The organism is Streptomyces sp. NPDC034049 (assembly GCF_055575575.1).
Window position 1 is genome coordinate 785,474 of record NZ_JBVISJ010000002.1, and the last position, 25,559, is coordinate 811,032.

Sequence of the window (25,559 nt, forward strand, 5' to 3'; positions counted from 1 at the left end):
CCCGTACGTCCGCTCCAGCGCTGCCATGAGGCAGTTGGGGCGACGAGTACTGTGGGACTCGCTTCCGGTCCTCCCGGCGGGAGGCGCGCAGCATCAACACTCGACCGAGCAACCCCGCTAGTCTGCCATACGGCGCAGCGCCTCCGCCAATCGAGCCGGAGAGATTACCCCGAGAGTGACACAGGTCAAACCCGGGCGCCGTCGACGCCGTCCGAGGTGTCGCTCGGGCTCTCGTCCGGCGAGTCGCCCGTAGTCTCGGGAAACACGAAGCGGACTCCGAGGCTGGTCGCGCCCAAGGACGACAGCGCCAGCGCGGTGCGTAACCATCTCATCCCCCCGGTCCATTCCTGAGGTACACCGAGGGCCAGCCAGAGACAGACGCAGATTCCGGTGAGCACGAGGGCCGCGCCGACGAGACGGCTCGCTGGGACAGTCATGCGCCCATGATCCATAACCGTGTCGCCGGAGCGTCCCGATTCAGCCGGGCGCCGGCGTAAGCCGACGCGGCACCGCCCAGTACACCGCGCCAGGGCCAGGACCAGCGCGGCGGGCACCAGCAGGACAGCCGCCGGGCGCGCCCCCTCGTGCAGGAGCCAGGCGCCCAGCAGGCCGCCGGTGAACATGGCGCCGACCGAGGCGAGGCGGCGGCCCTCGTACGTGGCCCCCGAGCCGATGCGGGTGTCGGAGAGCAGGGGCGGCCCGCCGAGGAGGGCGGTCAGGGCGCGGGTGGACACCGTGGTGGGCAGGTCCGGGACCCGCGCCCGCAGGGTGGTGACGTTGCGTACGCCCATGGCCCCGGCGACCAGGGCGACCACGGTGAAACGCGGGCCGTCCGCCGGGTCGCCCGGCGCGTCGAGGCCCGTGCGCCAGGCGACCAGCCCGCCGAGCCCCGGCAGCAGCGCCTCGCCGATCAGCGCGGGCGGGAACCAGCGCCGGCCATGGGCGTCCACGCTCGGCTCGAACCGGGAACCGAGCACCGCGCCGACCGTGAAGCCGGCGAACGAGATCCCCGCCGCCGCCGGGGAGAGACCGGGGGCGCCGGTGAGGGCGAAGGAGAGGAAGAGGAGGTTGCCGGTCTGCACGGCGGTGAACACCGGGCCGAGCACCAGGAAGCTCACGGCCTCGATCACGCCGGTCGTCACCGTGAGCACCACCATGATCGAGGTGAGCCCGGCTCCCGCTCCGGGCTTCATACCCGGACCCTGGACCGCGCGTAATCCGCTCGCCCACCCCCAAGCCCCGCTCCTACGCTGATCAGGTACGTCGGTCGGCACGGGGGAACGTCCATCATGCGCACGCACTATCCGCGGACCAGGCATCTGCCCTGGTCCCCCGGCGCGACCGCCGACGATCTGCGGGTCACCGACCTGTCGGGCCTGCGTGGCCGCGAGGTCGTCGTGACCGAGAAACTCGACGGCGAGAACACCACGCTGTACGCCGACGGCCTGCACGCCCGCTCACTCGACTCCGCCCACCACCCCTCCCGTACCTGGGTCAAGGCCCTCCAGGCCCGGATCGGCCACGCCGTCCCGCCGGGCTGGCGGGTGTGCGGCGAGAACATGTTCGCGCGCCACTCCCTCGCCTACGACGACCTGGACAGCTGGTTCTACGGCTTCTCGGTGTGGGACGAGGACGGGCGCTGCCTGGGCTGGGACCGCACGGTGGCCCTGCTCCACGGACTGGGCATCCCCGTGCCGCGCGTGCTGTGGCGGGGCGTCTTCGACGAGAAGGCGCTGCGCGCGCTGCGGCTGGACCTCGCGCGGCAGGAGGGGTACGTCGTCCGGGTCGTGGACGGTTTCGCCGCGGACGAGTTCGGCGCGCGCGTCGCCAAGTGGGTGCGGGCCGGGCACGTACGGACGGACACCCACTGGATGCACGCGGCCGTCGTGGAGAACGGGCTGGGGGCGCGTGCGCCGCTGTGGGCCGTGCGCTCCGGCGCGCCTGCCGACGCCGACGCGCTGGCGGAGGCCGTCGGACTGCCCGGCGAGGGCGACCGGGAGGCCGTGGCCCGCTTCGACCCGGAGGGCAGGTCCGGGGACGAGCGGCTCGCCGGCGTCCTGGCCGCGCTGCTGCACTGGCACGCCCCGGGCGGCCGCCGGGCCCGGGTCGCCGCACGGCTCGCCGGGGCCGTGGGGATGCCGCTGGCCCGTCGGGTGGCCGACCTGGTGGGGCTGCACCCGGCGCTGCACCGGCCGTACCCGGACGAGGACCGCCCCGCCGGCCTGGCGCGCCTCTCCCTCGCCGCCGACCTCGGGCTGCTGCACGCGGTCGCCCGGGCCACCGCGGCGACGGACGAGGCGCGTGAGCAGGTGGAGTGGTCGGCGCTGCACGCCGAGGAGGTGGGCGGTCCGGACGAGGCCGCGCTGCGGGAGGCGTTCGCCGGGCTGCCGCCCGAGGTGGCCGTCCGGTGCCGGGCCGAGGCGCGGGAGGCGTACGCGCGGGGGCGGATCGGCGGTGCTGAGCGCTTCACCGGCGGTGGCGGTGGCTCCGCCGACGAGGCGGTCGCCGCGACATGGCGGTGGCGGTCGGGGGCCTTCCCGAGGCTGGTGCAGCTGGTGGGCCCGGCGGGCAGCGGCAAGAGCACCTTCGCGCGGGGGCTCGCGGGCGTGGACGCGTACATCGCGCTGGACGATCTGCGCGAGGCGCGCGGCGCGCGGGCCGACCAGCGGGCCAACGCGGACGTCCTGCGGGAGGGGCTCGACCGGCTGGACGGGGCGCTGGCCGCCGGCGGGACGGTGGTGTGGGACGCCACCTCGCTGACCCACCAGCAGCGCTCGCTGGTGCACGGGCTCGCCCACCGCCGCAACGCCCTGCTCACCCATGCCGTGGTCCTGGTCGACGAGGACGAGCTGGTCCGGCGCAACGGCCGCCGCGAGCATCCCGTGCCGCCCGAGGTGCTCACCGCCCAGCTGCGCCGCTTCGCCCCGCCGTATCCGGGCGACGCGCACCGCACCTGGTACGTGGGGGCGAGCGGCACCATTGAGGACGAGGTCTGAGGAAGAGGCTGAGGAACCGTGCGGACGAGCGAGGAGATCTACCACCGGGTGCGCTGGGACGCGCGCTTCGACCCGGCCCGCTTCGTGCTCGGCGTCCTGCAGCGGGGCGCCGCGCCCAAGCGGGTGCCGCTGCCCGCGTTCGTGCCCGGCGGGGAGATCCCGTGGCACCGGGTGCTGTTCTTCGAGGCGGACGGCGAGCTGGTCTGGGACCGGACGACGGGAGTGGACCGGATCGACGCGACGGAGGCCGGGCGCGTCCGGGAGGCCCGGCTGCTGCGTGCGCCGTTCTTCACGGCGCGCACGCCGTGCGCGTGGGACGGGGAGCGCTGGGCCCCCACCCGCTCGCCGCGAGGACTTGCCTCGGCGTCCGTGCGGGTGCTGACCTGGAACACCCTCTGGGACCGGTACGACGCCGACCGCATCGACAGCGCCCGGCGCAGGCCCCTGCTGCTGCGCGCCCTGCGCGACGCCGAGGTGGACGTGATCGCGTTGCAGGAGGTCGAGGCGGAGCTGCTGGACATGCTGCTGCGCGAACCCTGGGTGCGGGAGGGCTGGACGCTGGGGGCGGACCCGCGCGGCCGTGACGTGGACGAGTGCGGTCTGCTGCTGCTGAGCCGGTTGCCGGTGCGCGAGGCCGCGTTCCACGCGCTGGGCCCGCACAAGGCGGTGACCGCCGTGGTCGTGGAGACGGGCGCGCGCCCCCTCGTCGTCGCGGCCACGCATCTGAGCAGTGACCACTCCACCGACGGTGCCGGCCGCCGCGCCGCGGAACTGGCCCGTCTCGCCGAGGGGTTGGCGGGCCTGGACGCCGACCTGCTGGTACTGGGCGACTTCAACGACGGCGGTGACACCCCGCAGACGACGCTCGGCCTGCGGGACGCGTGGAGCGAGGCGCACGGCGCCGCCGACACGACCCCGACCTTCGACCCGGGCGCCAACCCGCTGGCCGCGGTCTCCTCCCTCACGGGCCGCTCCTCCCGCCTGGACCGGGTGCTGCTGCGCGGGGAGGGCCTGCGGGTGGCACGGGCCGAGCTGTACGGGGACACGCCGACGCCGGAGGGGCTGCACATCTCGGACCACTACGGGGTGCGGGCGGAGGTGACCCCGGACGAGCCGGGCACGGACACCCCCGTGCGCCTCGACGCGCGGCCGAGCGCCCGTACGGCGCTGGCGTGGCTGCCGCCCGAGGAGCTGTGGCCGCCGGTGCAGGACATCCGCCGGGAGCACGACCCGCAGATCCACCGCTGGCCCCCGCATGTGAACGTCCTCTTCGGCTTCGTACCGGAACACGCCTTCGAGGAGGCGGCCTCGGTGCTCGCGACGTCGCTGCCGGCCACGACACCTCCGTTCGACGTGCGGCTGGAGGGCGTGCACTGGTTCGGCCACCGGGACGACGCGACGGTGTGGCTCGACCCGGCGGCGGCCGGGGAGGGCCCCTGGGCCGAGCTGCACGGCACCCTCGTACGCCGTTTCCCGCGCTGCCGGGGCCGCCGGGAGGGCTTCACCCCGCATCTGAGCCTGGGCCGCACCACCGACCCGAACGCGCTGGCCGCCCTCTGCGCGGCCCGGCTCACGCCCCTGTCGGCCAGGGTCGGCGAGCTGGCGCTGCTGTCGAGGCGCGGGGACGAGCCGATGCGGGTGCGCGGGACGGTGGGTCTGGGGACGGGGGAGGTGCGGTGGCGGGAGGAGCCGACGCCGTACGCGGCGGACGGGGCCGGCGAGGACAGCGGCGCCGACCGCGCCGCAGCCGACCGGGTCACGCGCCTGGTGGCGGACGCCTTCCCCGACGGTGTCGTGCACGTCGTCGGCTCCCGGCGGATGGGCTGTGCGCTGCCCGGCGCGGATCTGGACCTGGTGGCGGCGCTGCCCGGTTCCGTCGAACTCCCCTCCGTACAGGCGAAGTTGGCCGAAACGCTGCCCGGGGCGACCGGCATGCGCGAGGTGGTCGGCGCCCGTGTGCCCGGCCTCCGGCTGCGGCTGGACGGGCTGGACGTGGACCTGGTCGTCGTGGCGACCGGCGCGATGGATCCCGTCGAGGCGGTGGCCCGGCGGGCCGAGCTGGGCGAGGCGGCGGCGATCGCGCTCAGCGCGGTGAGCGACGCGGAGGCGGTGCTCGCCTCGGCGGGCGCCCACGGGCCGGCGTTCGTGCGGCTGGCGCGGCAGGCCAAGGCGTGGGCGAGGGCGCGGGGCCTGGACTCGGCCCCGTTCGGCGGGTTGCCGGGCCTGGCCTGGTCCGTGCTGGCGGCCCGCACGGCGAGGGAGGCGGGTGATCTGCCACCGGCCGACCTGCTGCGGCACTTCTTCGCGACGTGGGCGGCGTGGGACTGGCGCGAGCCGGTGGGAGAACGCGCGGGAGACTCCACCGGGGCCCTCGTCGTCGCGACCCCGTCCGCCCCGGTCCGTTCCTGCACGGACCAGGTCACGGAGGGCATGCGCGACCTGGTCTCACAGGAGCTGTTCCGTGCCTGGGAGTCACTGGAGGAAGGCGGCTCGTTCCCCGGTCTCCTCGCCCCTCCCCCGCTCCACCGCCGCCACGCGGCCTGGGCGGTCCTGACGGTGGGTCAGGGAGGAAGCGGGAGCGGGGACTCGGGCGCGGACGAGGGCCGCGTCCGGGGCAGGATGCGGGCCCTGATCACCGACCTCGCGGAGGCGGCGCCCGACTGCCACGCCTGGCCCCGCCCCTTCACCAGGGCCCCCGCCCGCTACGCCATCGGCCTGGGCCCGACCCCGCCGACCGCCGACCAGCTGACCGCCGTGGCGGAACGCCGGCTGCGCGGCCTGACGGGGGTCACGTTCACACGTGCGGAGGGCGGCGAGGTGCCGACCCTGTACTGAGACTGAGAGGGTCAGAGGACGTCGACGTAGTCCGACGCACTGGTGGCGACGCCGGTCGTCGAGTTGCCGAAGTAGACCCAGCGGTACGAGCCGTCGGCGGATGCCGTGACCGTGGCCTTCAGCGCCCCCGTGCTGCTGGTGGTGGCCTTCTTGACCGTCTTGAAGGTGTCGGTTCCCTTGGCCTTGAACTGGAGGCTCACGGTACGGCCGCCGTAGCCGTCGTAGTTTTTCGTGCTCCAGTTCGCCCGGGTCAGCTTGCCCGTGACGGTGATGGCCTTGCCCTTGGTGACGGGCTCCGGGGAGGCGTTGGCCGTGGCCTTGGCCGCGCGCTTGAGCTGGACGGTCTTGGACCGCGTCTCGTACTCCTCAGCCTTGAGACCGTGGTCCGCCGTCCACAGCCGCAGCGCGACGCCGACTTTCCACGTCGTGGCGTCACTGTTGGAGTCGACGTGTTCCTGGGTCGGGTGCGGGTCGATGTAGAGGTTGCCCTCACAACGGGCGTGCTTGGAGTCGATCTCGTAGCAGGTGTAACCGCCCGGCCCGATGAAGTTCTCCCCGGTGCTGGCCGCCGTCTTCATGGTGCCGCGGTAGAGGAAGGGATACGCGTCGTAGCGGGAGGGGTTGGACGTGCTGTACCCGGACGGCAGCGCGATGTTGAAGGAGATGGGCGGCTCGACCTCCTTCGACGTGCCGACCACGATCGGCTTGCCGTGATTGATGACGATGTCCGACACGGTGATACCGGTGTCCGCCGCCTCAGCCGCCGGCGCGTTCAGCACCGAGAGCCCGAGCGCCCCCACGAGCGTGGCCACCGCGACGGTCCGTCTGCCTGACTTCATTCACACCTCTTCGAATGGTTGTCCGTAAGGGAGGCGGCAGAGTACCAAGAGTGATCTCGCGGCGATTCCCCACGTCAAGCCCGCCGCAGAGGGCAGACTTTGCCCTCGATCAGGGATGTACGGCAGAACATGAAAGAACCGGAGAAATGGACGTCATGAACGCTCCGGCAGATGGCCCACCAGATGGACCGTGTACCGGGGTGCGCCGTCTCCAACCCGCGCTTCCGGATCATGGTGAAGACCTGGGGCGAGATCATCGAGGACTGCCAGGAACGCCTGCGCTTCCACAGCGCGCAGCTGGAGTATCAGTCCTCCACCGAACACGCCATGGACTACCTGGTCCGCAACCACAGCGACGCGGTGGGGGAACCGGTCGCCGACGGGACGGTTCCCCAGCCCCGGCGGGACGGTCAGCCCTCGGCCGCGTACGACACGAAGTCCGACCAGGCGGACGACGTCAGCGTGAGCTGAGGAAGGCGTATGTCTTTGGAGTCGCGGACGTGGACGGTGCCGGGGGTAGTGGCGATCTCGACGCAGGAATTGCCGTCGTTGCCGCCGCTGTGACTGCTCTTGAACCACGCCAGTTCGCAGGCGCCCCCGGCAGTGGTCTTGCGGATCATGTTTCTCCCAGCAGTTGCTCGATGAAGGCCAGCGACTCCCCTGGCGAGAGCGCCTGCGCCCGGATCGTGCCATATCGCAGCTCAAGGATGCGCAAATGCTTGGGATCGGAGGTCGGCCGGCCGTTGAACGCACCGTCTGAGCGGCCAACCGCCGTCCCGTCCGCGAACTTCAGCAGTTCGATCCGACCGTCCAGACCGGAGTGGGTGTCGCAGCCCATCGGCATCACCTGAAGCACGACATTGTGCAAACGCCCCACCTCCAGCAGACGTTCAAGCTGCTGACGCCAGACCATTGTGCCCCCGATGGGACGCCGCAGGACGCCCTCTTCCAGGACGAAACTGACCGCAGGAGCGGGGGAGCGTTCGAAGACCGATCGCCGTGCGAGACGAGCGGCCACCATCCGTTCCACATCGTCGGGTGAGTACGGCGGTTGCGCTGCTCCGATCACTGATCGTGCGTGCTCCCGCGTCTGCAACAACCCGGCGATGATGTGGCACTCGTACAGGGCGATCTCGACCGCCTGAGCCTCCAGCTTCCCCAGTTCTCGCACCTTCTTCGGGTACCGGACCTTCTTCACGTCCTCCCAGGTGGCCGAGACGAGCCCACCCGCCCCCAGCACCTCGTCGGACTTGTCCAGATACTCCTGCCGGGGAATCCGCTTGCCGGCCTCGATCTTGTAGACCAGATCCTCGCCGTACCCGATCGCCACCGCGAAGTCTGCCACCCGCATGCCGACGGTCTCGCGCCTCAGCCTCAGCTGTCGCCCCACGGTCTCGACGACCGCCACTCCCCAGTCATCGTCGGGGTCCACCTCCCAACCCGGCTCATCCGTCGCGTCCTTGACCCCGTCCACGTGCATCACGCATCCCTCCGCCTCACTGCTGTGACTCAACGCCCCCTACCCGTAGGCCGGTTCTGGACAAGCCCGACAACGCCGGACAAGCTCTGGACAGTAACCGTACGTACCGGTGCAGTCACTGGTCACACTAGGCACGCGCCGCCACGCTGAGTGACGTGAATCCGGAAATCGTCGCCCCCGACACCGAACTCGTCAGCCCCGTCCGCAACTTCAGCGTGCGGCTGTCACCAACACCTCGGGGCGCCCGCCTCGCCCGTCTCCTCGCTACCGAACAACTGCGCGCGTGGGGGCTGCCCTTGCACCCGGCGGACCACATCGTCGCCGAGCTGGCGGCCAACGCGGCGACGCATGGACGGGTTCGGGGCCGCGACTTCGACCTGACGATGTACGTCATCGGTGTCACCCTGCGCGTCGAGGTGACGGACACGTGCCGCGAACGGCTCCCACGAGCCCAGCGCCCCTCCCCCGACGCCGAGTCCGGCCGGGGCCTCCTCCTCGTCGAGGCACTCGCCGACCGCTGGGGCACCACCCAGGGGAGGCCGCCGCGCAAGACGGTCTGGGCCGAGATCACCCTGCGACCGGAACCCGATTTCGTGTGCTTCGGAGCGGCGGACGGTCTTTCCCCAAGGACCCCGGGAGAGAAAGAACCCCACCAAACCCCACCCCTCCTCCCGCCCGGCAGGCCGCCTCACCCTCGCGGGTGAACATCGCCCACTCGGCTGGATTCGGGAGCGGTCACCTGCCCTACGCTCTGCGCAACACAACCGCAGACAGACGACGGCCCCCGCCGGGACGGCAATCCCAGTGCGAGGGCCTGACCACCAAGGAAGAGAACCGCTTCCCGATGGATACCCAGCACCTTAGCGCGCCCTCGCGCGCCCACGCCGGGCTTGCCGACAACAGGCAACCGAACCGGCAGAGCCAATCCGGTGGCGGCCTGATCCACGACCACACCCGCCACACCACCCGCTTCACGGTGATCGGCAACCACCTCGCCCAGCACCCGGAGCTGTCGCTCCTCGCGATCGGGCTGGCGACGCACATCCAGTCGCTGCCGAAGGGCGCCCGCGTCGACATCAAGAGCCTCGCGGCCCGCTTCAAGGAGGGCGCGACCCGTATCGCCGCAGCGCTGAACGAGTTGCAGGACCACGGCTACCTGCGCCGGGAGCGCGTACGCATCCCCGGCGGCCGGATCGTCACCCGTACGACCTCCTGCAACCAGCCCGGCCACCACAGGGCCGACAACGAGCCCGTGGCACGCCCGGCGCACCCACCCCGGCAGAAGCAGAAGACCCCCCGCAAGCCCCTCCCTACCGTCCCCCTGCCCGCCTACCGCTCCCCCACCCTCCTCCAGACCGCCACCGATCTCCTCGCCGACCTGCGCCGCACGGACCCCCGCCTGCTTCTCTCGGCGTGCGACACGGCCCACCTCGCCCCGGGCGTCGCCGCCTGGCTGGAGCGCGACCTCACCCCCACCGCCGTACGCCACGCCCTGACCGACGATCTCCCGAACGAGCCCCTCCACCGGCCGGCCGCCCTCCTGGCCCACCGGCTCACGGACCGGCTGCCACCCCTGCCGCCGTTCCGTGCCCCGGCGTCACCGCCATCCGTCCACTACGAGATGACGAACTGCGACGGCTGCGACCGCGGCTTCCGGGGCCCGAAGGGGAGCCGCTGCCGCGACTGCGGGCCCGACCACACCATGCCCGACCTCATGGAGGACGCCTAGCATGACCGTGACGATCCTTGCCCCCGGGCACAGACGACGAGGAGCGAGCGCCATGACCATCACCCCGGACAACGCGCAGCACGGCGCCCCCCACGTCTACCGAACCATGCGGGACTTCGTTCAGTCGATGGACGACACCCTCCCCGGCAAGTTCGAGATCACCAAGGAAGGGATCGTCCACGACATGATGGCGCCCGTCGGCCGCACGAGCTGACCACGCTGCATCTCCGGAAGCGCCTTGAGAAGGTCATGCCGGAAGAGCTGGTCGCTCACACGGGGACGCCTGACGTAGAGGCAGAACCCGAGGGCATCATGCGCCACCCCGACGTCATGGTGATCGCCTGGGCGGACATGGACGTCCCGGGCTCCTTCGACCCACGGACGCTCATCGCCGCAATCGAAGTCGTGTCCCGCTCCAACCCCGACAACGACTGGGTCGGCAAGATCCGCGACTACCCCCTCCTCGGCATCCCCGTCTACGCCGTCTTCGACCCCCGCACCGGCACCGGCGCCGTCCTCACCGACATCCACGCCACCCCGGACGGCCCGCGCTACGCCACCCGCAAGGACTTCGTCTACGGCGAGGACGTCACCATCGCCGACTGGACCATCTCCACGGAGAACCTGCCCCGCTACCCGGACCAGGGCGGAGACCAGGGCTGAGGTCGACGCCGGTCACCTCCCCGCCGCAAGCCCCTCCCGCAGCGCCCCGTACGCCGGCTTCCGCCCGTACTCCTCGTCCATCGGTGTCGCCGAACCCTGGCCCTCGAAGACGCCCGGCACCCAGGAGTACTTGTCCGTGAAGCCCCACACGGTGAAGGACCCGCAGCTCCGGGCGCCCAGACACGCGTCCAGCAGGCGGCGGTAGTACTCCGCCTGGGTCGCGAGCTTGTCGGAATCGGTCGGCAGGATCATCCGCACATCCACCTCCGTGAACGCCGTCCGCATCCCCAGCGCCTCGAAGCGGGCCAGGTTCTCCGCGACCTGTCCCGGGAAGCCGTACTGGATCGCGAGGTGCCCCTGGATGCCGAAGCCCTGCACCGGCACGCCCTCCGCGCGCAACCGTTTCGCCAGTTCGTAGTACGCCGTGGACTTCGCGTTGACGCCCTCCACGTTGTAGTCGTTGAGGAAGAGCTTCGCCTTCGGATCGGCGGCGTGGGCCCAGCGGAACGCGTCCGCGATGTACGACGGGCCCAGCTCACGCAGCCAGATCGAGTTCCGCAGGCTGCCGTCCTCCTCGAAGACCTCGTTGACCACGTCCCACTGCTGGATCTTCCCCTTGTACCGCTTCACCTCGGTGGTGATGTGGTTCCGCAGGATGCCGCGCAGCTCCGTCGCGCCGATCGTGCCGTCCGCCACCCCGGCCGTCAGCCAGCCCGGCAGCTGGCTGTGCCAGACCAGGGTGTGGCCGCGCACCACCTGCCCGTTCGCCCGCGCGAAACGGACCAGGTCGTCGGCGGCCTTCCAGTCGTACACACCCCGCTGCGGCTCCACCGACTCCCACTTCATGACGTTCTCGGCGGTCACTGAATTGAACTCGCGTACGGTCGTCCGGCGGTACGTCCGGTCGTCGGCGAGGGCAGCCATGTCGACGGCCGTGCCGATACGGACACCCGCCCGGTCGGCGAGCGTCCGCAGCGAGGGGCCGGAATGAGGTCCGTGCGCCGAGGCCGGCTGCGCGACCACGACCGTGGACAGCAGAGCCCCGGCGACCACCCCGAGCGCGGGCAGGCGAAAGCGGTTCAGGTACGTCATCCTCAGATCCCTTCTCAGATCCGGCGGCTCTCCAGCGGCCCCAGATACGTCGGCGTCAACCCACCCGTGTCGATCACCAGGCGTTGCAGCACCACCGTCGGATCGACCATCCAGAACGTCAGCCGGTGCACCCCGGGCCCGGCGATCGCGTGCCTGGTCACCGTCACGTTCACGTTGTCCGACGTGTTGCGCGCCCACTGCTTGTTCATGAGCCCGTCGTCGGCGCCGGTGGCGGCGTTGATGTCGACGACCTGCGGTGCACCGCCGTCGAACGACACGCCGTACCGCAGACCGCCCGTCGGAAGCGTCGGATTCCTCGGCGAGACGTACGCCCGGACCGTCACCTCGTCCACGGCCGACAGGAGACTGACCTCGTACTCCAGCCGCGGTCCCGCCCCGCCCGGCGTCTGCCGGGCCGCCGTCACGGGCCACGGCGTCACCCCCGCCCCCGTACGCCCGATCCGCTCGATCCGGCGCCAGCGCACCCGCCCGTCGGCCGACCCCACCGCCCGCGCGTAGTGCTCCGCGTCGATCGCCACATAGCCGCCCGCCTCGACGAACCCCCGCAGCCCCCGCGCCTCCCGCGCCGACGGCTTCTCCGCGACGGCCTTCACCGTGACCGAGGCACCCGCCCCGCTCACCGTCAACGCCCCCTCCAGGCGCCCTCCGCCGTCCGGCACCCGCCCCCAGTCCACCCGCACGGCCACCCGCACCTGCTCCTCGACGCGCCCCCGCGCCCGCTCGACCACCAGCCACGGCACCGACGACTCGATCCGGTAGGAGAAGGGCGTACGCCCCCGGTTGAAGATCTCCACATACTGCTGGGGCCTGGTCTGGTACGGGCTGAACACCGGAAGCATCGCCTCCGCACCAGCCGCACCGGCACGGACACCGGCACCGGCACCGGCACCGGGCCACCACTCCCCCGTGTCGTCCGCCCCGTCGACCGCCACCCCCAGCTCGGCCGCCTCCGGCACCTCGATCCGCCGCACCTTGGGAAAGATCTCGTCCGGCAGCGCCACATGGTCCTTCTCCGGCTGCTGCCATCCGGCGTTGGGCCCGTACCGCTCCACGTCCCCGTACCCGATGTGCGGCTGCGTCTGGAAGCCCCGCCACTTCCCGCCCGCCACCTCGGAGTTGAAGCGGTCGGCGAGCGCGAAGTCCCGCTCCAGCCCCTGCTCCGCCTCGGCCGCCATACGGTTCGTCGCCGCCCGCCCCTGCCCCGCGTACAGCAGGTTGCGGAACTCCGCCTCCCGCAGCCCGTACAGGTTCGCAGTGGCTTCCACCGCGTACCCGACCAGCTCGAACCACGCGTCCCGCAGCGCCGCCGGAAGCCGCCGCCCCACCCGCTCGGCCCGCTTCGCCAGCGCCCGCCACTCCCGCGTGACGCGCTCCAGCTCACGGTGGCCGAAGTAGAACGGTGTCTCCTGGTCGTCGTAGACGATCGCCCGCTCGTCCTTCGTGGGGTCCTTCGTCGTGTCGAGGGTGATGCGGCGGTTCAACAGCTCGGGCTTGCGGCGGGCCTGGAGCTGCCCGTACGCGCTCAGCACCTCGGCGATCTCGGCCGCCGTCTCCTCCCCGAAGTGCTGCCGCGCGAACCGCCGCTCCCACTCCTCCAGCCGGTCCGCGCCCCAACGCCGCGGGTTCCAGGCGTAGTTCAGGAAGAACTCGGTCGGCAGCTCGTTGCCCTTCAGATCGCCGACGTTCACCACCCACAGCCCGTGGTTGCCGTAGGCGTCCGCCTCGTGCAGCTGCTCCCAGAGGTTCGCCAGGTTGGCCGTGTCGACCCACTTGTAGTTGCGCCCGACCCCGACGTAGTCGAAGTGGTAGTACAGCCCGTACCCGCCGGACCGTACGGGCTCCCCGGGGTCCGGATGCTTGCGGATGTTCCCCCAGTTGTCGTCCGTGAGGACGACGGTCACGTCGTCCGGCGCCCGCAGCCCCCGGTCCCAGTAGCGCTGGACCTCCTTGTAGAGGGTCCACACCTGCGGGGTCCGGGCCGCCGGACGCCCCGTCACCTCCTCGATGATCCTGCGCTGCGCCGCGATGATCTCCTGCATCAGCTCGATGCCGTCGCCGTCCGGGAGGCTCGTGTCACCGTTCCCGCGCATCCCCAGCGTGACGACGCCCTCGAAGTCCTCGTCGACCATGCGCCGGATGCCGTCCCGCCAGTACGCGCGGATCGCCTCGGCATTGCGCCGGTACGACCACTCCCCGGTGCCCCCGTAGGGGTCCCGCCCGGGGGTCACGACGTTCCCTGCGCCGTCCCGCACGGCGGGCGCCGCATGCCGGTTCCACTCCTCGATGCCCCGCATCATGGGCGCCTCATGAGACGTGCCCATGACAATCCCATAGGCCTTCGCCCGTGCGTGGTTCTCCGGATCGTCCTCGGCGAAGGCCCGCCCCCACACCGCCGGCCAGACGTAGTTCCCCTTCAGCCGCAGCAGCACCTCGAAGACCTTGGCCCAGAAGTCCGCGTTGAAGCCCCCGGGGTACCCCGGCGCCTTCCCGGGCCCGAAGTACGCCGGCGCCCACGTCCCGAGCGCCGGGTTCTCGTCGTTGATGAAGACACCCCGGTACGTCACGGCCGGCGTCCCCTGACTGAAGCGGCCCGGCCGCACGTACACCGCCTCCCGCCGGACCGGCGGCACGTCGTCCCACCAGTACCAGGGCGAGACCCCGATCCCGTACGAGACGTCGTACGCCCCGAAGATCGTGCCGCGCGGATCGCTGCCCGCGACGACGAAGGCCCGCCGCACCCCGGGCATCGGCCGCTCCACGACCGTATGCAGCGAGGTCTCCCACTTCCCCCGCACCCCGTCGACGTCCAGCTTCCCGGCGGCGATCAGCCCGTCGATCAGGGGACTGCGCCCGATGGTCCCCACCAGGACCACCTCCCGCGCGACCTCGCTCCCCGGGCGCACCCCCGTCACCCGCTCGATGTCGTCCCGGAGGTCCCCCGCGACCCGTACGACTCCGGGGTGATCCTCGGGGCTGACCACGACCGGCGCCCCGACCAGCGAGAACGCCCCCGGCACGGGCGCGAACGAGAGGTACGCCCCGGGGTCGGTGACCCGCAGCCCTCCCGGCAGCGCCTCTCCCGCCGCCCCTACCGCGGTCGCCCCCTCCGCCCGCGCGACCCCTGGCAGAGCGGGCGACACGGCGAGCCCCGCACCCGCCCCCAGCACGATTCTCCGACTGACGTCCGCGGACATGCCACACCCCTCGACCGGTCATCCCGAAGGCGGAATTTGCTCAGCGACATGACAAATGGTGAAGGGAGTGAGGCGAGGGGACAACGGGTCGAACGCGCCGAATAGTTTCGAAGCCTGACGCCTGAAGCCGCAGGGCCCGTACGGTCTTCGCCCCACGAGCCGCTCGGCCTGCTTCTCTTCGAAGGAATCCCTACGGACTCCGGTCCCGTCCCAGGGCACTTCCTCGCAGGGCCTCGACCCGCCCCTTGTACCCGTACACGACCGAAGCGGGAGCGGGGTCCCGCGTCCCCCATTGCGGCTCCTCGAACACCAGGGAATCACCGGGGCGCAGAGTGAACGCGTGAACGGGCATCACACCGGTGGTGTCATGAGACGACCCCACGACCCAGGCCGGCTGATAGGCCTCACCACGAGGCTGCGCGCAGACATGACCGTCCCTGGGCCTGTCGACGGTCACGCCGATGCCGTCGGCACGAAGTCGCTCGCTCAGCTCCTTCTTGTCGTCACCGCTCAGCACGATGTCCCTCATGCCGACCGTGACGCCGCCGTCCTCGTGCTGCTCGATCGCGTACACCCGCGCCCCACCGGTCGACGACGGCAGCGCCACCAACCCCCGCCGCCACCGCGACACACGCCGCGAGGGCGACCAGCGCACGCCGAGGAGTGAGTGTGCGGCGCGACACGGGCTCCGGCCGCTCGTCCGCCCGCAGCGCGATCTCCCGCTGGAGTTCGCCCAGCAGCCGGTCCTCGAAGGTTCTCGCCGCCTCCGCGTCGAGCTTCTCCTCCAGCCGGCCGATGTCGTCGGCCTCCAGCAGCCGACGCCCGGCGATCCGGCTGCCGAGCGCGCTCTGCCGCGCGCTGCGCCGTGCCTCCGCCGCCACCACGTTGCGCGCGATGCCGTACAGCCAGCCGTCTCGCTGCCGAGGTCGGGCCGGTAGGCGCGAGCGGAGTCGATCACCGCGAGGAAGGTCTCGGCGGTCAGGTCGGCGACGGTGTGCGGGTCGGTGACCCGTCGGGCCATGAAGCGCGTGACGGCGTCGACGTGGCTACGTGGCCCGGCGCGCGAGAAGCGTTACGGGGCACCCGTCACGGCACACGGGTCACGGGGCAAGCGAAAGGGCCCGTACGACCGAAGTCGTACGGGCCCCTTCAGGCGCTCAGCTGTGCTGGAGCTACCAGGTCAGACCGACAAGCTTACTTGTTGATCTTGGTGACCTGGCCGGCGCCCACGGTCCGGCCACCCTCACGGATGGCGAACTTCAGGCCCTCTTCCATGGCGATGGGCTGAATGAGCTCAACCTTCATCTCCGTGTTGTCGCCGGGCATGACCATCTCGGTGCCCTCGGGGAGGGTCACCACGCCGGTCACGTCCGTCGTACGGAAGTAGAACTGCGGGCGGTAGTTGTTGAAGAACGGCGTGTGGCGGCCACCCTCGTCCTTGGACAGGATGTAGGCCTGGGCCTCGAACTCGGTGTGCGGCGTGACCGAACCGGGCTTGATGATGACCTGGCCGCGCTCGACGTCCTCGCGCTTGATGCCACGGAGGAGCAGACCGACGTTCTCACCGGCCTGGCCCTCGTCGAGCAGCTTGCGGAACATCTCGATGCCGGTGACCGTGGTGGTGGTCTTCTCGGTCTTGATACCGATGATGTCGACGGTCTCGTTGACCTTGAGGACACCACGCTCGATACGACCGGTGACGACGGTGCCACGACCGGTGATCGTGAAGACGTCCTCGATCGGCATCAGGAACGGCTTGTCGACGTCGCGCTCCGGCTCCGGGATCGCGGTGTCGACGGCGGCCATCAGGTCCAGGACCGACTGGCCCCACTCCTTGTCGCCCTCGAGCGCCTTGAGCGCGGAGACCTTGACGACCGGAACGTCGTCGCCCGGGAACTCGTACTCGGAGAGCAGCTCACGGACCTCGAGCTCGACGAGCTCCAGGATCTCCTCGTCGTCCACCATGTCGGCCTTGTTCAGGGCGACGACGATGTACGGAACGCCGACCTGGCGGGCCAGGAGCACGTGCTCCTTGGTCTGCGGCATCGGGCCGTCGGTGGCGGCGACAACGAGGATGGCGCCGTCCATCTGCGCCGCACCCGTGATCATGTTCTTGATGTAGTCCGCGTGACCGGGGCAGTCGACGTGGGCGTAGTGACGGGTCTCCGTCTGGTACTCGACGTGCGCGATGGAGATGGTGATACCGCGCTGGCGCTCCTCGGGAGCCTTGTCGATCTGGTCGAACGCCGAGGCCTCGTTCAGGTCCGGGAACGCGTCGTGCAGCACCTTGGTAATGGCGGCCGTGAGGGTCGTCTTACCGTGGTCGATGTGACCGATGGTGCCGATGTTGACGTGCGGCTTAGTCCGCTCGAACTTCGCCTTCGCCACTGGGGTCCTCCTGGGAGTGGTTCTGGTACGCCTTACTTCATCGGCGCCAGGTGATCTTTGCTGGATGGCCCGGATCCACGGGGCATTCCCTCCGCCCTGCGGCGGAATGCCCCGTGAGGCTCCGGAGTCAAGCCTACGGCGTGTGAACGCGGTGCGTTACTCGCCCTTGGCCTTCGCGATGATCTCCTCGGCGACGTTCCGCGGAACCTCGGCGTAGGAGTCGAACTGCATCGAGTAGCTTGCGCGACCCGAGGTCTTGCTGCGGAGGTCTCCGACGTAGCCGAACATCTCCGAGAGGGGCACGAGGCCCTTCACGACGCGGGCACCGGCCCGCTCCTCCATGGCCTGGATCTGGCCACGGCGGGAGTTGATGTCGCCGATGACCTCACCCATGTAGTCCTCGGGCGTGGTGACCTCGACGGCCATCATCGGCTCGAGCAGCACGGGGCTGGCCTTGCGCGCGGCCTCCTTGAAGGCCTGCGAACCGGCGATCTTGAAGGCGAGCTCGGAGGAGTCGACCTCGTGGTAGCCACCGTCGATGAGCGTGACGCGGACGCCCGTCATCTCGTAGCCCGCGAGGATGCCGAACTGCATGGCCTCCTGCGCACCGGCGTCCACCGAAGGGATGTACTCCTTCGGGATGCGGCCACCGGTCACCTTGTTCACGAACTCGTACGAGGCGTCGCCGCTCTCGATCGGCTCGATCGCGATCTGCACCTTGGCGAACTGGCCGGTACCACCAGTCTGCTTCTTGTGCGTGTAGTCGACGCGCTCGACGGCCTTGCGGATCGTCTCGCGGTAGGCGACCTGCGGCTTGCCGACGTTGGCCTCGACCTTGAACTCACGGCGCATACGGTCGACCAGCACCTCGAGGTGCAGCTCGCCCATACCACCGATGATGGTCTGGCCCGTCTCCTCGTCCGAGTGGACCTGGAAGGAGGGGTCCTCCTCCGCGAGACGCTGGATGGCGACACCCAGCTTCTCCTGGTCACCCTTGGACTTGGGCTCGATGGCGACCTGGATGACCGGCGCCGGGAAGTCCATGGACTCCAGGATCACCGGCTGCTTGTCGTCGCACAGCGTCTCACCGGTCGTGGTCTGCTTCAGACCCATGACGGCGATGATGTCGCCGGCGCCCACCGACTCGATCTCCTCACGCTTGTTCGCGTGCATGCGGTAGATCTTGCCGATGCGCTCCTTCTTGCCCTTGACGGAGTTCAGCACGGCGGTGCCGGACTCCAGGCGGCCCGAGTAGACCCGGACGAAGGTGAGCTTGCCGAGGTGCGGGTCGCTCATGATCTTGAACGCCAGCGCGGACAGCGGCTCGTCGTCGGACGGCTTGCGCTTGACGACCAGCTCGGGGTCCTTCACGTCCTGGCCCTCGATGGCCTCGACGTCGAGCGGGGTCGGCAGGTAGCGCACGACCGCGTCGAGCAGGGGCTGGACGCCCTTGTTCTTGAACGCGGTGCCACAGAACACCGGGGTGACCGTGGTGTCGTTGGACTTGCCGGACGCGATGGTGATGCGACGGATCGCGGCGTACAGCTGCTCCTCGGTGGGCTCGACGCCCTCCAGGTACAGCTCCATGATCTCTTCGTCGTTCTCGGCGACGGCCTCGACGAGCTTGCCGCGGTACTCCTCGGCAGCCTCGGTGTGCGTGGCCGGGATGTCGACGACGTCGTACATCTCACCCTTGGCGGCCTCGGCGGACCAGACCAGGGCCTTCATCGTCACGAGGTCGACGACGCCCTTGAAGTCGGCCTCGGCGCCGATCGGGAGCTGCATGACGAGCGGCTGGGCGCCCAGGCGGTCCGAGATCATGTCCACACAGCGGTGGAACTCGGCGCCGGTACGGTCCAGCTTGTTGACGAAGCAGATGCGGGGCACGCCGTAACGGTCGGCCTGACGCCACACCGTCTCCGACTGCGGCTCCACGCCGGCGACGCCGTCGAACACCGTCACGGCACCGTCGAGGACGCGGAGCGAACGCTCCACCTCTACGGTGAAGTCGACGTGACCCGGGGTGTCGATGATGTTGATGGTGTGGTCGACGCCCTCGAGCGGCCAGTGACAGGTGGTGGCAGCAGAGGTGATCGTGATGCCACGCTCCTGCTCCTGCTCCATCCAGTCCATGGTGGCGGCGCCGTCGTGGACCTCACCGATCTTGTACGAAACGCCGGTGTAGAACAGGATCCGCTCGGTGGTGGTCGTCTTGCCCGCGTCGATGTGGGCCATGATCCCGATGTTGCGGACCCTGGCCAGGTCAAGCGAAGTGGTAGCCATAAGGCTTCAGTCTTCTCTCGGTCTCGATGGGGTCTGCGACTACCAGCGGTAGTGCGCGAAGGCCTTGTTGGACTCGGCCATCTTGTGCGTGTCCTCGCGCTTCTTCACAGCGGCACCCAGGCCGTTGGAGGCGTCGAGAAGCTCGTTGAGCAGACGCTCGGTCATGGTCTTCTCGCGACGGGCGCGGGAGTAACCGACCAGCCAGCGCAGCGCGAGCGTGTTGGCACGACCGGGCTTGACCTCGATCGGAACCTGGTACGTCGCACCACCGACACGGCGGGACTTGACCTCGAGGGTCGGCTTGATGTTCTCGAGCGCGCGCTTGAGCGTGATGACCGGGTCGTTGCTGGTCTTCTCGCGCAGGCCCTCCATGGCGCCGTACACGATGCGCTCGGCGGTGGAGCGCTTGCCGTTCAGCAGCACCTTGTTGATGAGGGAGGTCACCAGAGGAGAACCGTAGACCGGGTCGATGATGACCGGGCGCTTCGGGGCGGGGCCCTTACGAGGCATTCTTACTTCTCCTTCTTGGCGCCGTAGCGGCTGCGGGCCTGCTTGCGGTTCTTGACACCCTGGGTGTCGAGCGAACCGCGGATGATCTTGTAGCGAACACCGGGCAGGTCCTTCACACGGCCGCCGCGCACGAGCACGATGGAGTGCTCCTGCAGGTTGTGTCCCTCACCCGGAATGTAAGCAGTGACCTCGATCCCGCTGGTCAGACGCACACGCGCGACCTTACGCAGGGCCGAGTTCGGCTTCTTCGGGGTGGTCGTGAACACACGCGTGCAGACGCCGCGACGCTGGGGCGAACCCTCGAGTGCGGGCGTCTTGTTCTTCTCGACCTTGTCCTGCCGGCCCTTCCGGACCAGCTGCTGGATCGTAGGCACTACTTCTCCGGTTTCTGTGTGCCGAATGGTGAAGCTAACCCGGAACATTCGCCGACCCACGCGGTCGGGTGTGTCGAAACTGCTGAACTCCCGCCGCGAGGCAGAAAGGGCGCAGAGTACGGCGGCCGCTTACGGCTCCCCCTGTGCGGTTGAAGGCACGCACGAGAGCCAGGGCACACCCCAGGCACAAGGTCTGAGCGTACCTACCTCATTCGCTATGGTCAAAACAAATGGGCGGGCGGGGGTTTAGGGACGAACGCATCCGCGCGGTCGAGCCCCCGCCCAGCCTCAGATCCCGCTGCTCGACGAGACTCCCGCGATCATGAAAAGCAGAAGGAAGAACGCCCAGCCCGCCACGGAGAGCCAGCCCAGGATGAGACCGGCCAGGGCGAAGCCCTCCCCGCCCTCACCTGTGCGCTTGATCTCCGCGCGGGCGGTGTGGCCCAGGATGACCGCCGGAACGCCGGTGAGCCCGAACGACATGGTCGTGAGCACACCGCAGACCATCGCGCCCACGGCCTTGCCGTTGGTCGGCGGGGGCGGCACGGGCGCCGGCATGAAGGTTCTCGGGACCATGGGCGCCATGGGCGCCATGGCGCTCGGCTGCATCGCCGACGGCCCCTGGGGCAGGTCGGCGACCAGGAGAGCCAGCTCCCCCACCGTCCGCGCCTGATAGGCCCTCTCGACACGCCTCTCGTACTCGTCCTGCGGAAGACGCCCCTCGGAGAAGCCCGCCTTCAGCACATCGACGGCTCGCTCACGATCGGCATGGGCGGCGAGCAGGGACGGGCTGCTGCCCTGCGCCTGCTGCCACGGCATCGGCTGCCACGACGGGTTCGACACGAGAACACTCCCCCGGACTGGTTGTGCCTCCATGATGCTCCAACGCCCGACCCACGGCATCGGTTCCCGGTCCCCATTCTGTAGCGATTCCGCTACTGACGCCCCTGTCACCCCCGGGAGGGACCTCGGCCGTGCCTGTCCGAGGACGCCCCCTCGGACGCCGGCAGGCCCCCTGAGCGCCCTCATGGCCCGCCCTGGACATCCGGACGGACCGTGGTGGCTCTACCGGCCGCGGGTGCGGCGGTGGAGCGGAGGCGTGCCGCGCTCTCGCCCCCCGGCGCGACGCCACGCCCCGGCTCGGACAACGCCGAAGGGCGGCCACCCCGTGTGCCACGGGATGGCCGCCCCTCAGTGCTTCAGACGCAGGCCTTACTGGTTGTACGGCCCGTAGTCGTAGTCCTCCAGCGGGACGGCCTGGCCGGAGCCCGTGCCGAACGGCGAGTAGTCGATGTCGTCGTAGCCGACGGCCGAGTACATCGCGGCCTTGGCCTCCTCGGTCGGCTCCACCCGGATGTTGCGGTAGCGGGACAGACCCGTACCGGCCGGGATGAGCTTACCGATGATGACGTTCTCCTTGAGGCCGATGAGGCTGTCGGACTTGGCGTTGATCGCCGCGTCCGTCAGAACTCGGGTCGTCTCCTGGAAGGAGGCGGCCGACAGCCAGGACTCCGTCGCCAGCGAGGCCTTGGTGATACCCATCAGCTGCGGACGACCGGAGGCCGGGTGACCGCCCTCCTGGACCACACGACGGTTCTCGGTCTCGAACTTCGAGCGCTCGACCAGCTCACCGGGCAGCAGCTCGGCGTCGCCGGACTCGATGATCGTCACACGGCGCAGCATCTGCCGGATGATGATCTCGATGTGCTTGTCGTGGATCGACACACCCTGCGAGTTGTAGACCTTCTGGACCTCGCCGACCAGGTGGACCTGGACGGCACGCTGACCCAGGATGCGCAGCACGTCGTGCGGGTTGGTGGCACCCACGGTGAGCTTCTGGCCCACCTCGACGTGCTCGCCCTCGCTCACCAGCAGACGGGCACGCTTCGAGATCGGGAACGCCGTCTCGTCGCTGCCGTCGTCCGGCGTGATGACGATCTTCTTGGTCTTCTCCGTCTCCTCGATGCGGACGCGACCGGCCGCCTCGGAGATCGGCGCGACACCCTTGGGCGTACGGGCCTCGAAGAGCTCGACGACACGCGGCAGACCCTGCGTGATGTCGTCACCGGCCACACCACCGGTGTGGAAGGTACGCATCGTCAGCTGGGTACCGGGCTCACCGATGGACTGGGCGGCGATGATGCCGACCGCCTCACCGATGTCGACCAGCTTGCCGGTGGCCAGGGAGCGGCCGTAGCACATGGCACACGTGCCGACCTTGGACTCACAGGTCAGGATCGAGCGGGTCTTGACCTCCTCGACACCGTGGTGCACGAGCTGGTCGATGAGCACGTCGCCCAGGTCCACGTTGGCCGGCGCGATCACCTTGCCGTCGATGACGACGTCCTCGGCGAGCATGCGGGCGTAGACGCTGGTCTCGACGTCCTCGGCCTTGCGCAGGACCCCGGTCTCGTCCTTCGAGGCGATCCGCAGCTTCAGACCGCGCTCGGTGCCGCAGTCCTCCTCGCGGATGATGACGTCCTGCGAGACGTCCACCAGACGACGGGTCAGGTAACCCGAGTCGGCGGTACGCAGGGCGGTGTCCGCCAGACCCTTACGGGCACCGTGCGTGGAGATGAAGTACTCCAGCACCGACAGACCCTCGCGGAACGAGGCCTTGATGGGACGCGGGATGGTCTCGTTCTTCGCGTTCGACACCAGACCGCGCATACCCGCGATCTGCCGCATCTGCATCATGTTTCCTCGGGCACCCGAGTCGACCATCATGAAGATGGGGTTGGTCTTGGGGAAGTTCGCGTTCATCGCCTCGGCGACCTCGTTGGTCGCCTTGGTCCAGATCGCGATGAGCTCCTGCGTGCGCTCTTCCTTGGTGATCAGACCGCGCTCGTACTGCTTCTGGACCTTCTCGTCCTGCGCCTCGTACCCGCGAACGATCTCCTTCTTCGCCTCGGGAACGACGACGTCGGAGATGGCCACGGTGACACCGGAACGGGTCGCCCAGAAGAAGCCGGCCGCCTTCAGGTTGTCGAGCGTCGCCGCCACGATGACCTTGGGGTAGCGCTCGGCCAGGTCGTTGACGATCTCGGAGAGCTGCTTCTTGCCCACCGAGTAGTCGACGAACGGGTAGTCCTCGGGCAGCAGCTCGTTGAAGAGGGCACGGCCGAGCGTGGTCTTCAGACGGAAGCTGTCACCCTGCTGCCACTCCGGCTCGCCCTCCTCGCGCTCCGGCGGGGTCCAGCCGCGCGGCGGGATGGTGCCCACCGGGAAGCGGATGTCCACCGCGGACTGCAGCGCCAGCTCGCCGGCGTCGAACGCCATGATCGCCTCGGCCGTGGAGGCGAACGAACGCCCCTCGCCCTTGGTGTCACGCAGCTCGCCGTCGGTGGTGAGGAAGAACAGACCGAGGACCATGTCCTGGGTCGGCATCGTCACCGGACGGCCGTCGGCGGGCTTGAGGATGTTGTTCGAGGACAGCATCAGGATGCGGGCCTCGGCCTGCGCCTCCGCGGAGAGCGGCAGGTGCACGGCCATCTGGTCACCGTCGAAGTCCGCGTTGAACGCGGTGCAGACGAGCGGGTGGATCTGGATGGCCTTGCCCTCGACCAGCTGCGGCTCGAAGGCCTGGATGCCGAGGCGGTGCAGGGTGGGCGCACGGTTCAGCAGCACCGGGTGCTCGGCGATGACCTCTTCGAGGACGTCGTACACGACGGTGCGGCCGCGCTCCACCATGCGCTTGGCGCTCTTGATGTTCTGCGCGTGGTTGAGGTCCACGAGCCGCTTCATCACGAACGGCTTGAAGAGCTCCAGCGCCATCGCCTTCGGCAGACCGCACTGGTGCAGCTTCAGCTGCGGACCGACGACGATCACGGAACGCGCGGAGTAGTCCACACGCTTGCCGAGCAGGTTCTGACGGAATCGACCCTGCTTACCCTTCAGCATGTCGCTGAGGGACTTCAGCGGGCGGTTGCCGGGACCGGTGACCGGGCGACCACGACGACCGTTGTCGAAGAGGGCGTCCACGGCCTCCTGGAGCATGCGCTTCTCGTTGTTCACGATGATCTCGGGCGCGCCGAGGTCGAGAAGCCGCTTCAGACGGTTGTTGCGGTTGATCACACGGCGGTACAGGTCGTTCAGGTCGGAGGTCGCGAAGCGGCCACCGTCCAGCTGCACCATCGGGCGGAGGTCCGGCGGGATGACCGGCACGCAGTCGAGCACCATGCCCTTGGGGCTGTTGCTGGTCTGCAGGAACGCGGAGACGACCTTGAGGCGCTTGAGCGCACGGGTCTTCTTCTGGCCCTTGCCGGTACGGATGATCTCGCGGAGGCGCTCGGCCTCCTCGTCCAGGTCGAACGACTCCAGGCGCTTCTGCAGGGCAGCCGCACCCATGGAACCGTCGAAGTACGTGCCGAAGCGGTCACGCAGCTCGCGGTAGAGGAGCTCGTCGCCCTCCAGGTCCTGGACCTTGAGGTTCTTGAACCGGGTCCACACCTCGTCGAGACGGTCGATCTCGCGCTGCGTACGGTCGCGCAGCTGCTTCATCTCCCGCTCGGCGCCCTCGCGCACCTTGCGGCGCACGTCGGCCTTGGCGCCCTCGGCCTCCAGCTCGGCCAGGTCGGTCTCGAGCTTCTTGGCGCGGGCCTCCAGGTCGGCGTCCCGGCGGTTCTCGATCTGCTGCCGCTCGACGGAGACGTGCGCCTCCAGGGAGGGCAGGTCACGCGTACGGCGCTCCTCGTCGACGTACGTGATCATGTACGCCGCGAAGTAGATGACCTTCTCCAGGTCCTTCGGGGCGAGGTCGAGCAGGTAGCCCAGCCGCGACGGAACGCCCTTGAAGTACCAGATGTGGGTGACGGGAGCGGCCAGCTCGATGTGGCCCATCCGCTCACGACGCACCTTGGCGCGCGTGACCTCGACGCCACAGCGCTCACAGATGATGCCCTTGAAGCGGACACGCTTGTACTTGCCGCAGTAGCACTCCCAGTCCCGGGTCGGACCGAAGATCTTCTCGCAGAAGAGTCCGTCCTTTTCGGGCTTGAGCGTGCGGTAGTTGATCGTCTCGGGCTTCTTGACCTCGCCGTGGCTCCACTGACGGATGTCGTCAGCGGTGGCCAGACCGATCCGGAGCTCGTCGAAGAAGTTGACGTCGAGCACTATGCGTCAATCCCTCTCAGGGTTGTAAGTCATGGGGTCTGAT

The 25,559-nt window shown here is 69.7% G+C and carries 18 protein-coding genes and 2 pseudogenes; 6 read left to right on the plus strand and 14 right to left on the minus strand.

Annotated features, from left to right (window positions below):
• Positions 1 to 185: 185 nt before the first annotated feature.
• On the minus strand, positions 186 to 1,193 hold the full coding sequence (locus tag ACZ52C_RS08350; RefSeq protein ID WP_469073962.1) for a YoaK family protein: 1,008 nt from the start codon (positions 1,191 to 1,193) through the stop codon (positions 186 to 188).
• A 96-nt stretch (positions 1,194 to 1,289) separates the two neighbouring features.
• Between ACZ52C_RS08350 and ACZ52C_RS08355 the strand changes: the two genes are divergently transcribed.
• Both ACZ52C_RS08355 and ACZ52C_RS08360 read left to right on the plus strand, forming a co-directional pair.
• Entirely contained in the window at positions 1,290 to 2,996 is a 1,707-nt protein-coding gene (locus ACZ52C_RS08355) for an RNA ligase family protein (RefSeq protein WP_469073963.1), read from the plus strand.
• Between the two features lie 18 nt (positions 2,997 to 3,014).
• Complete coding sequence (locus ACZ52C_RS08360) at positions 3,015 to 5,831, plus strand: poly(A) polymerase (protein WP_469073964.1); 2,817 nt, start codon at positions 3,015 to 3,017, stop codon at positions 5,829 to 5,831.
• A gap of 11 nt (positions 5,832 to 5,842) precedes the next feature.
• Here the strand turns inward: ACZ52C_RS08360 and ACZ52C_RS08365 are convergent, their stop codons facing one another.
• Positions 5,843 to 6,670, minus strand: coding sequence for a hypothetical protein (locus tag ACZ52C_RS08365; protein ID WP_469073965.1), 828 nt, complete (start codon positions 6,668 to 6,670; stop codon positions 5,843 to 5,845).
• Between the two features lie 171 nt (positions 6,671 to 6,841).
• On the opposite strand from ACZ52C_RS08365, the gene ACZ52C_RS08370 reads away from it, so the two are divergent.
• On the plus strand, positions 6,842 to 7,141 hold the full coding sequence (locus tag ACZ52C_RS08370; protein ID WP_469073966.1) for a hypothetical protein: 300 nt from the start codon (positions 6,842 to 6,844) through the stop codon (positions 7,139 to 7,141).
• On the opposite strand, the gene ACZ52C_RS08375 is transcribed toward ACZ52C_RS08370, so the two are convergent.
• Together ACZ52C_RS08375 and ACZ52C_RS08380 are read right to left on the minus strand one after the other, a co-directional pair.
• The gene (locus tag ACZ52C_RS08375; RefSeq protein WP_469073967.1) at positions 7,081 to 7,290 is read right to left on the minus strand and encodes a DUF397 domain-containing protein; all 210 of its coding nucleotides are present in this window, start codon (positions 7,288 to 7,290) and stop codon (positions 7,081 to 7,083) included. The two genes, ACZ52C_RS08370 and ACZ52C_RS08375, sit on opposite strands and share 61 nt — an antisense overlap.
• Positions 7,287 to 8,150 carry a helix-turn-helix domain-containing protein gene (locus ACZ52C_RS08380; RefSeq protein WP_469074179.1) on the minus strand — a complete coding sequence of 288 codons (864 nt, stop codon included), beginning with the start codon at positions 8,148 to 8,150 and terminating at the stop codon, positions 7,287 to 7,289. The genes ACZ52C_RS08375 and ACZ52C_RS08380 overlap by 4 nt, the downstream gene beginning before the upstream one ends.
• Before the next feature lie 155 nt (positions 8,151 to 8,305).
• On the opposite strand from ACZ52C_RS08380, the gene ACZ52C_RS08385 reads away from it, so the two are divergent.
• The 3 genes and pseudogenes from ACZ52C_RS08385 (at position 8,306) to ACZ52C_RS08395 (ending at position 10,542) form a co-directional block, all read left to right on the plus strand.
• The gene (locus ACZ52C_RS08385; protein WP_469073968.1) at positions 8,306 to 8,854 is read left to right on the plus strand and encodes an ATP-binding protein; all 549 of its coding nucleotides are present in this window, start codon (positions 8,306 to 8,308) and stop codon (positions 8,852 to 8,854) included.
• A 140-nt stretch (positions 8,855 to 8,994) separates the two neighbouring features.
• Positions 8,995 to 9,879 (plus strand): helix-turn-helix domain-containing protein, encoded by an 885-nt coding sequence (locus ACZ52C_RS08390; protein WP_469073969.1) that lies wholly within the window; start codon positions 8,995 to 8,997, stop codon positions 9,877 to 9,879.
• Positions 9,880 to 9,931: 52 nt separating this feature from the next.
• Positions 9,932 to 10,542 (plus strand): annotated as a pseudogene (locus tag ACZ52C_RS08395) (Uma2 family endonuclease).
• A gap of 12 nt (positions 10,543 to 10,554) precedes the next feature.
• Here the strand turns inward: ACZ52C_RS08395 and ACZ52C_RS08400 are convergent.
• The 10 genes and pseudogenes from ACZ52C_RS08400 to ACZ52C_RS08445 form a co-directional block, all read right to left on the minus strand.
• On the minus strand, positions 10,555 to 11,634 hold the full coding sequence (locus tag ACZ52C_RS08400) for an endo-1,4-beta-xylanase (protein ID WP_469073970.1): 1,080 nt from the start codon (positions 11,632 to 11,634) through the stop codon (positions 10,555 to 10,557).
• A 14-nt stretch (positions 11,635 to 11,648) separates the two neighbouring features.
• Positions 11,649 to 14,849 (minus strand): glycosyl hydrolase 115 family protein, encoded by a 3,201-nt coding sequence (locus ACZ52C_RS08405; protein ID WP_469073971.1) that lies wholly within the window; start codon positions 14,847 to 14,849, stop codon positions 11,649 to 11,651.
• 190 nt (positions 14,850 to 15,039) lie between these two features.
• Positions 15,040 to 15,423 (minus strand): hypothetical protein, encoded by a 384-nt coding sequence (locus ACZ52C_RS08410; RefSeq protein ID WP_469074193.1) that lies wholly within the window; start codon positions 15,421 to 15,423, stop codon positions 15,040 to 15,042.
• A gap of 184 nt (positions 15,424 to 15,607) precedes the next feature.
• Positions 15,608 to 15,870, minus strand: a pseudogene (locus ACZ52C_RS08415) (sigma factor); the annotation flags it as partial.
• A 173-nt stretch (positions 15,871 to 16,043) separates the two neighbouring features.
• Positions 16,044 to 17,237 (minus strand): elongation factor Tu, encoded by a 1,194-nt coding sequence (gene tuf / locus ACZ52C_RS08420; RefSeq protein ID WP_115906452.1) that lies wholly within the window; start codon positions 17,235 to 17,237, stop codon positions 16,044 to 16,046.
• A 156-nt stretch (positions 17,238 to 17,393) separates the two neighbouring features.
• Entirely contained in the window at positions 17,394 to 19,520 is a 2,127-nt protein-coding gene (gene fusA / locus ACZ52C_RS08425) for an elongation factor G (RefSeq protein ID WP_469073972.1), read from the minus strand.
• 39 nt (positions 19,521 to 19,559) lie between these two features.
• Complete coding sequence (gene rpsG, locus ACZ52C_RS08430) at positions 19,560 to 20,030, minus strand: 30S ribosomal protein S7 (protein ID WP_005481264.1); 471 nt, start codon at positions 20,028 to 20,030, stop codon at positions 19,560 to 19,562.
• A gap of 2 nt (positions 20,031 to 20,032) precedes the next feature.
• Complete coding sequence (gene rpsL / locus ACZ52C_RS08435) at positions 20,033 to 20,404, minus strand: 30S ribosomal protein S12 (RefSeq protein ID WP_003948652.1); 372 nt, start codon at positions 20,402 to 20,404, stop codon at positions 20,033 to 20,035.
• 288 nt (positions 20,405 to 20,692) lie between these two features.
• Entirely contained in the window at positions 20,693 to 21,247 is a 555-nt protein-coding gene (locus ACZ52C_RS08440) for a DUF1707 and DUF4190 domain-containing protein (protein ID WP_469073973.1), read from the minus strand.
• Between the two features lie 369 nt (positions 21,248 to 21,616).
• Entirely contained in the window at positions 21,617 to 25,516 is a 3,900-nt protein-coding gene (locus ACZ52C_RS08445) for a DNA-directed RNA polymerase subunit beta' (protein WP_033528321.1), read from the minus strand.
• Positions 25,517 to 25,559 lie beyond the last annotated feature (43 nt).

Excerpts from the sequence above, each read along its gene's own strand:
- ACZ52C_RS08350 (WP_469073962.1), bottom strand. The coding sequence starts at position 1,193 with ATGAAGCCCGGAGCGGGAGCCGGGCTCACCTCGATCATGGTGGTGCTC.
- ACZ52C_RS08355 (WP_469073963.1), top strand. The coding sequence starts at position 1,290 with ATGCGCACGCACTATCCGCGGACCAGGCATCTGCCCTGGTCCCCCGGC.
- ACZ52C_RS08365 (WP_469073965.1), bottom strand. The coding sequence starts at position 6,670 with ATGAAGTCAGGCAGACGGACCGTCGCGGTGGCCACGCTCGTGGGGGCG.
- ACZ52C_RS08370 (WP_469073966.1), top strand. The coding sequence starts at position 6,842 with ATGGCCCACCAGATGGACCGTGTACCGGGGTGCGCCGTCTCCAACCCG.
- ACZ52C_RS08375 (WP_469073967.1), bottom strand. The coding sequence starts at position 7,290 with ATGATCCGCAAGACCACTGCCGGGGGCGCCTGCGAACTGGCGTGGTTC.
- ACZ52C_RS08380 (WP_469074179.1), bottom strand. The coding sequence starts at position 8,150 with ATGCACGTGGACGGGGTCAAGGACGCGACGGATGAGCCGGGTTGGGAG.
- ACZ52C_RS08390 (WP_469073969.1), top strand. The coding sequence starts at position 8,995 with ATGGATACCCAGCACCTTAGCGCGCCCTCGCGCGCCCACGCCGGGCTT.
- ACZ52C_RS08400 (WP_469073970.1), bottom strand. The coding sequence starts at position 11,634 with ATGACGTACCTGAACCGCTTTCGCCTGCCCGCGCTCGGGGTGGTCGCC.
- ACZ52C_RS08405 (WP_469073971.1), bottom strand. The coding sequence starts at position 14,849 with ATGTCCGCGGACGTCAGTCGGAGAATCGTGCTGGGGGCGGGTGCGGGG.
- fusA (WP_469073972.1), bottom strand. The coding sequence starts at position 19,520 with ATGGCTACCACTTCGCTTGACCTGGCCAGGGTCCGCAACATCGGGATC.
- rpsG (WP_005481264.1), bottom strand. The coding sequence starts at position 20,030 with ATGCCTCGTAAGGGCCCCGCCCCGAAGCGCCCGGTCATCATCGACCCG.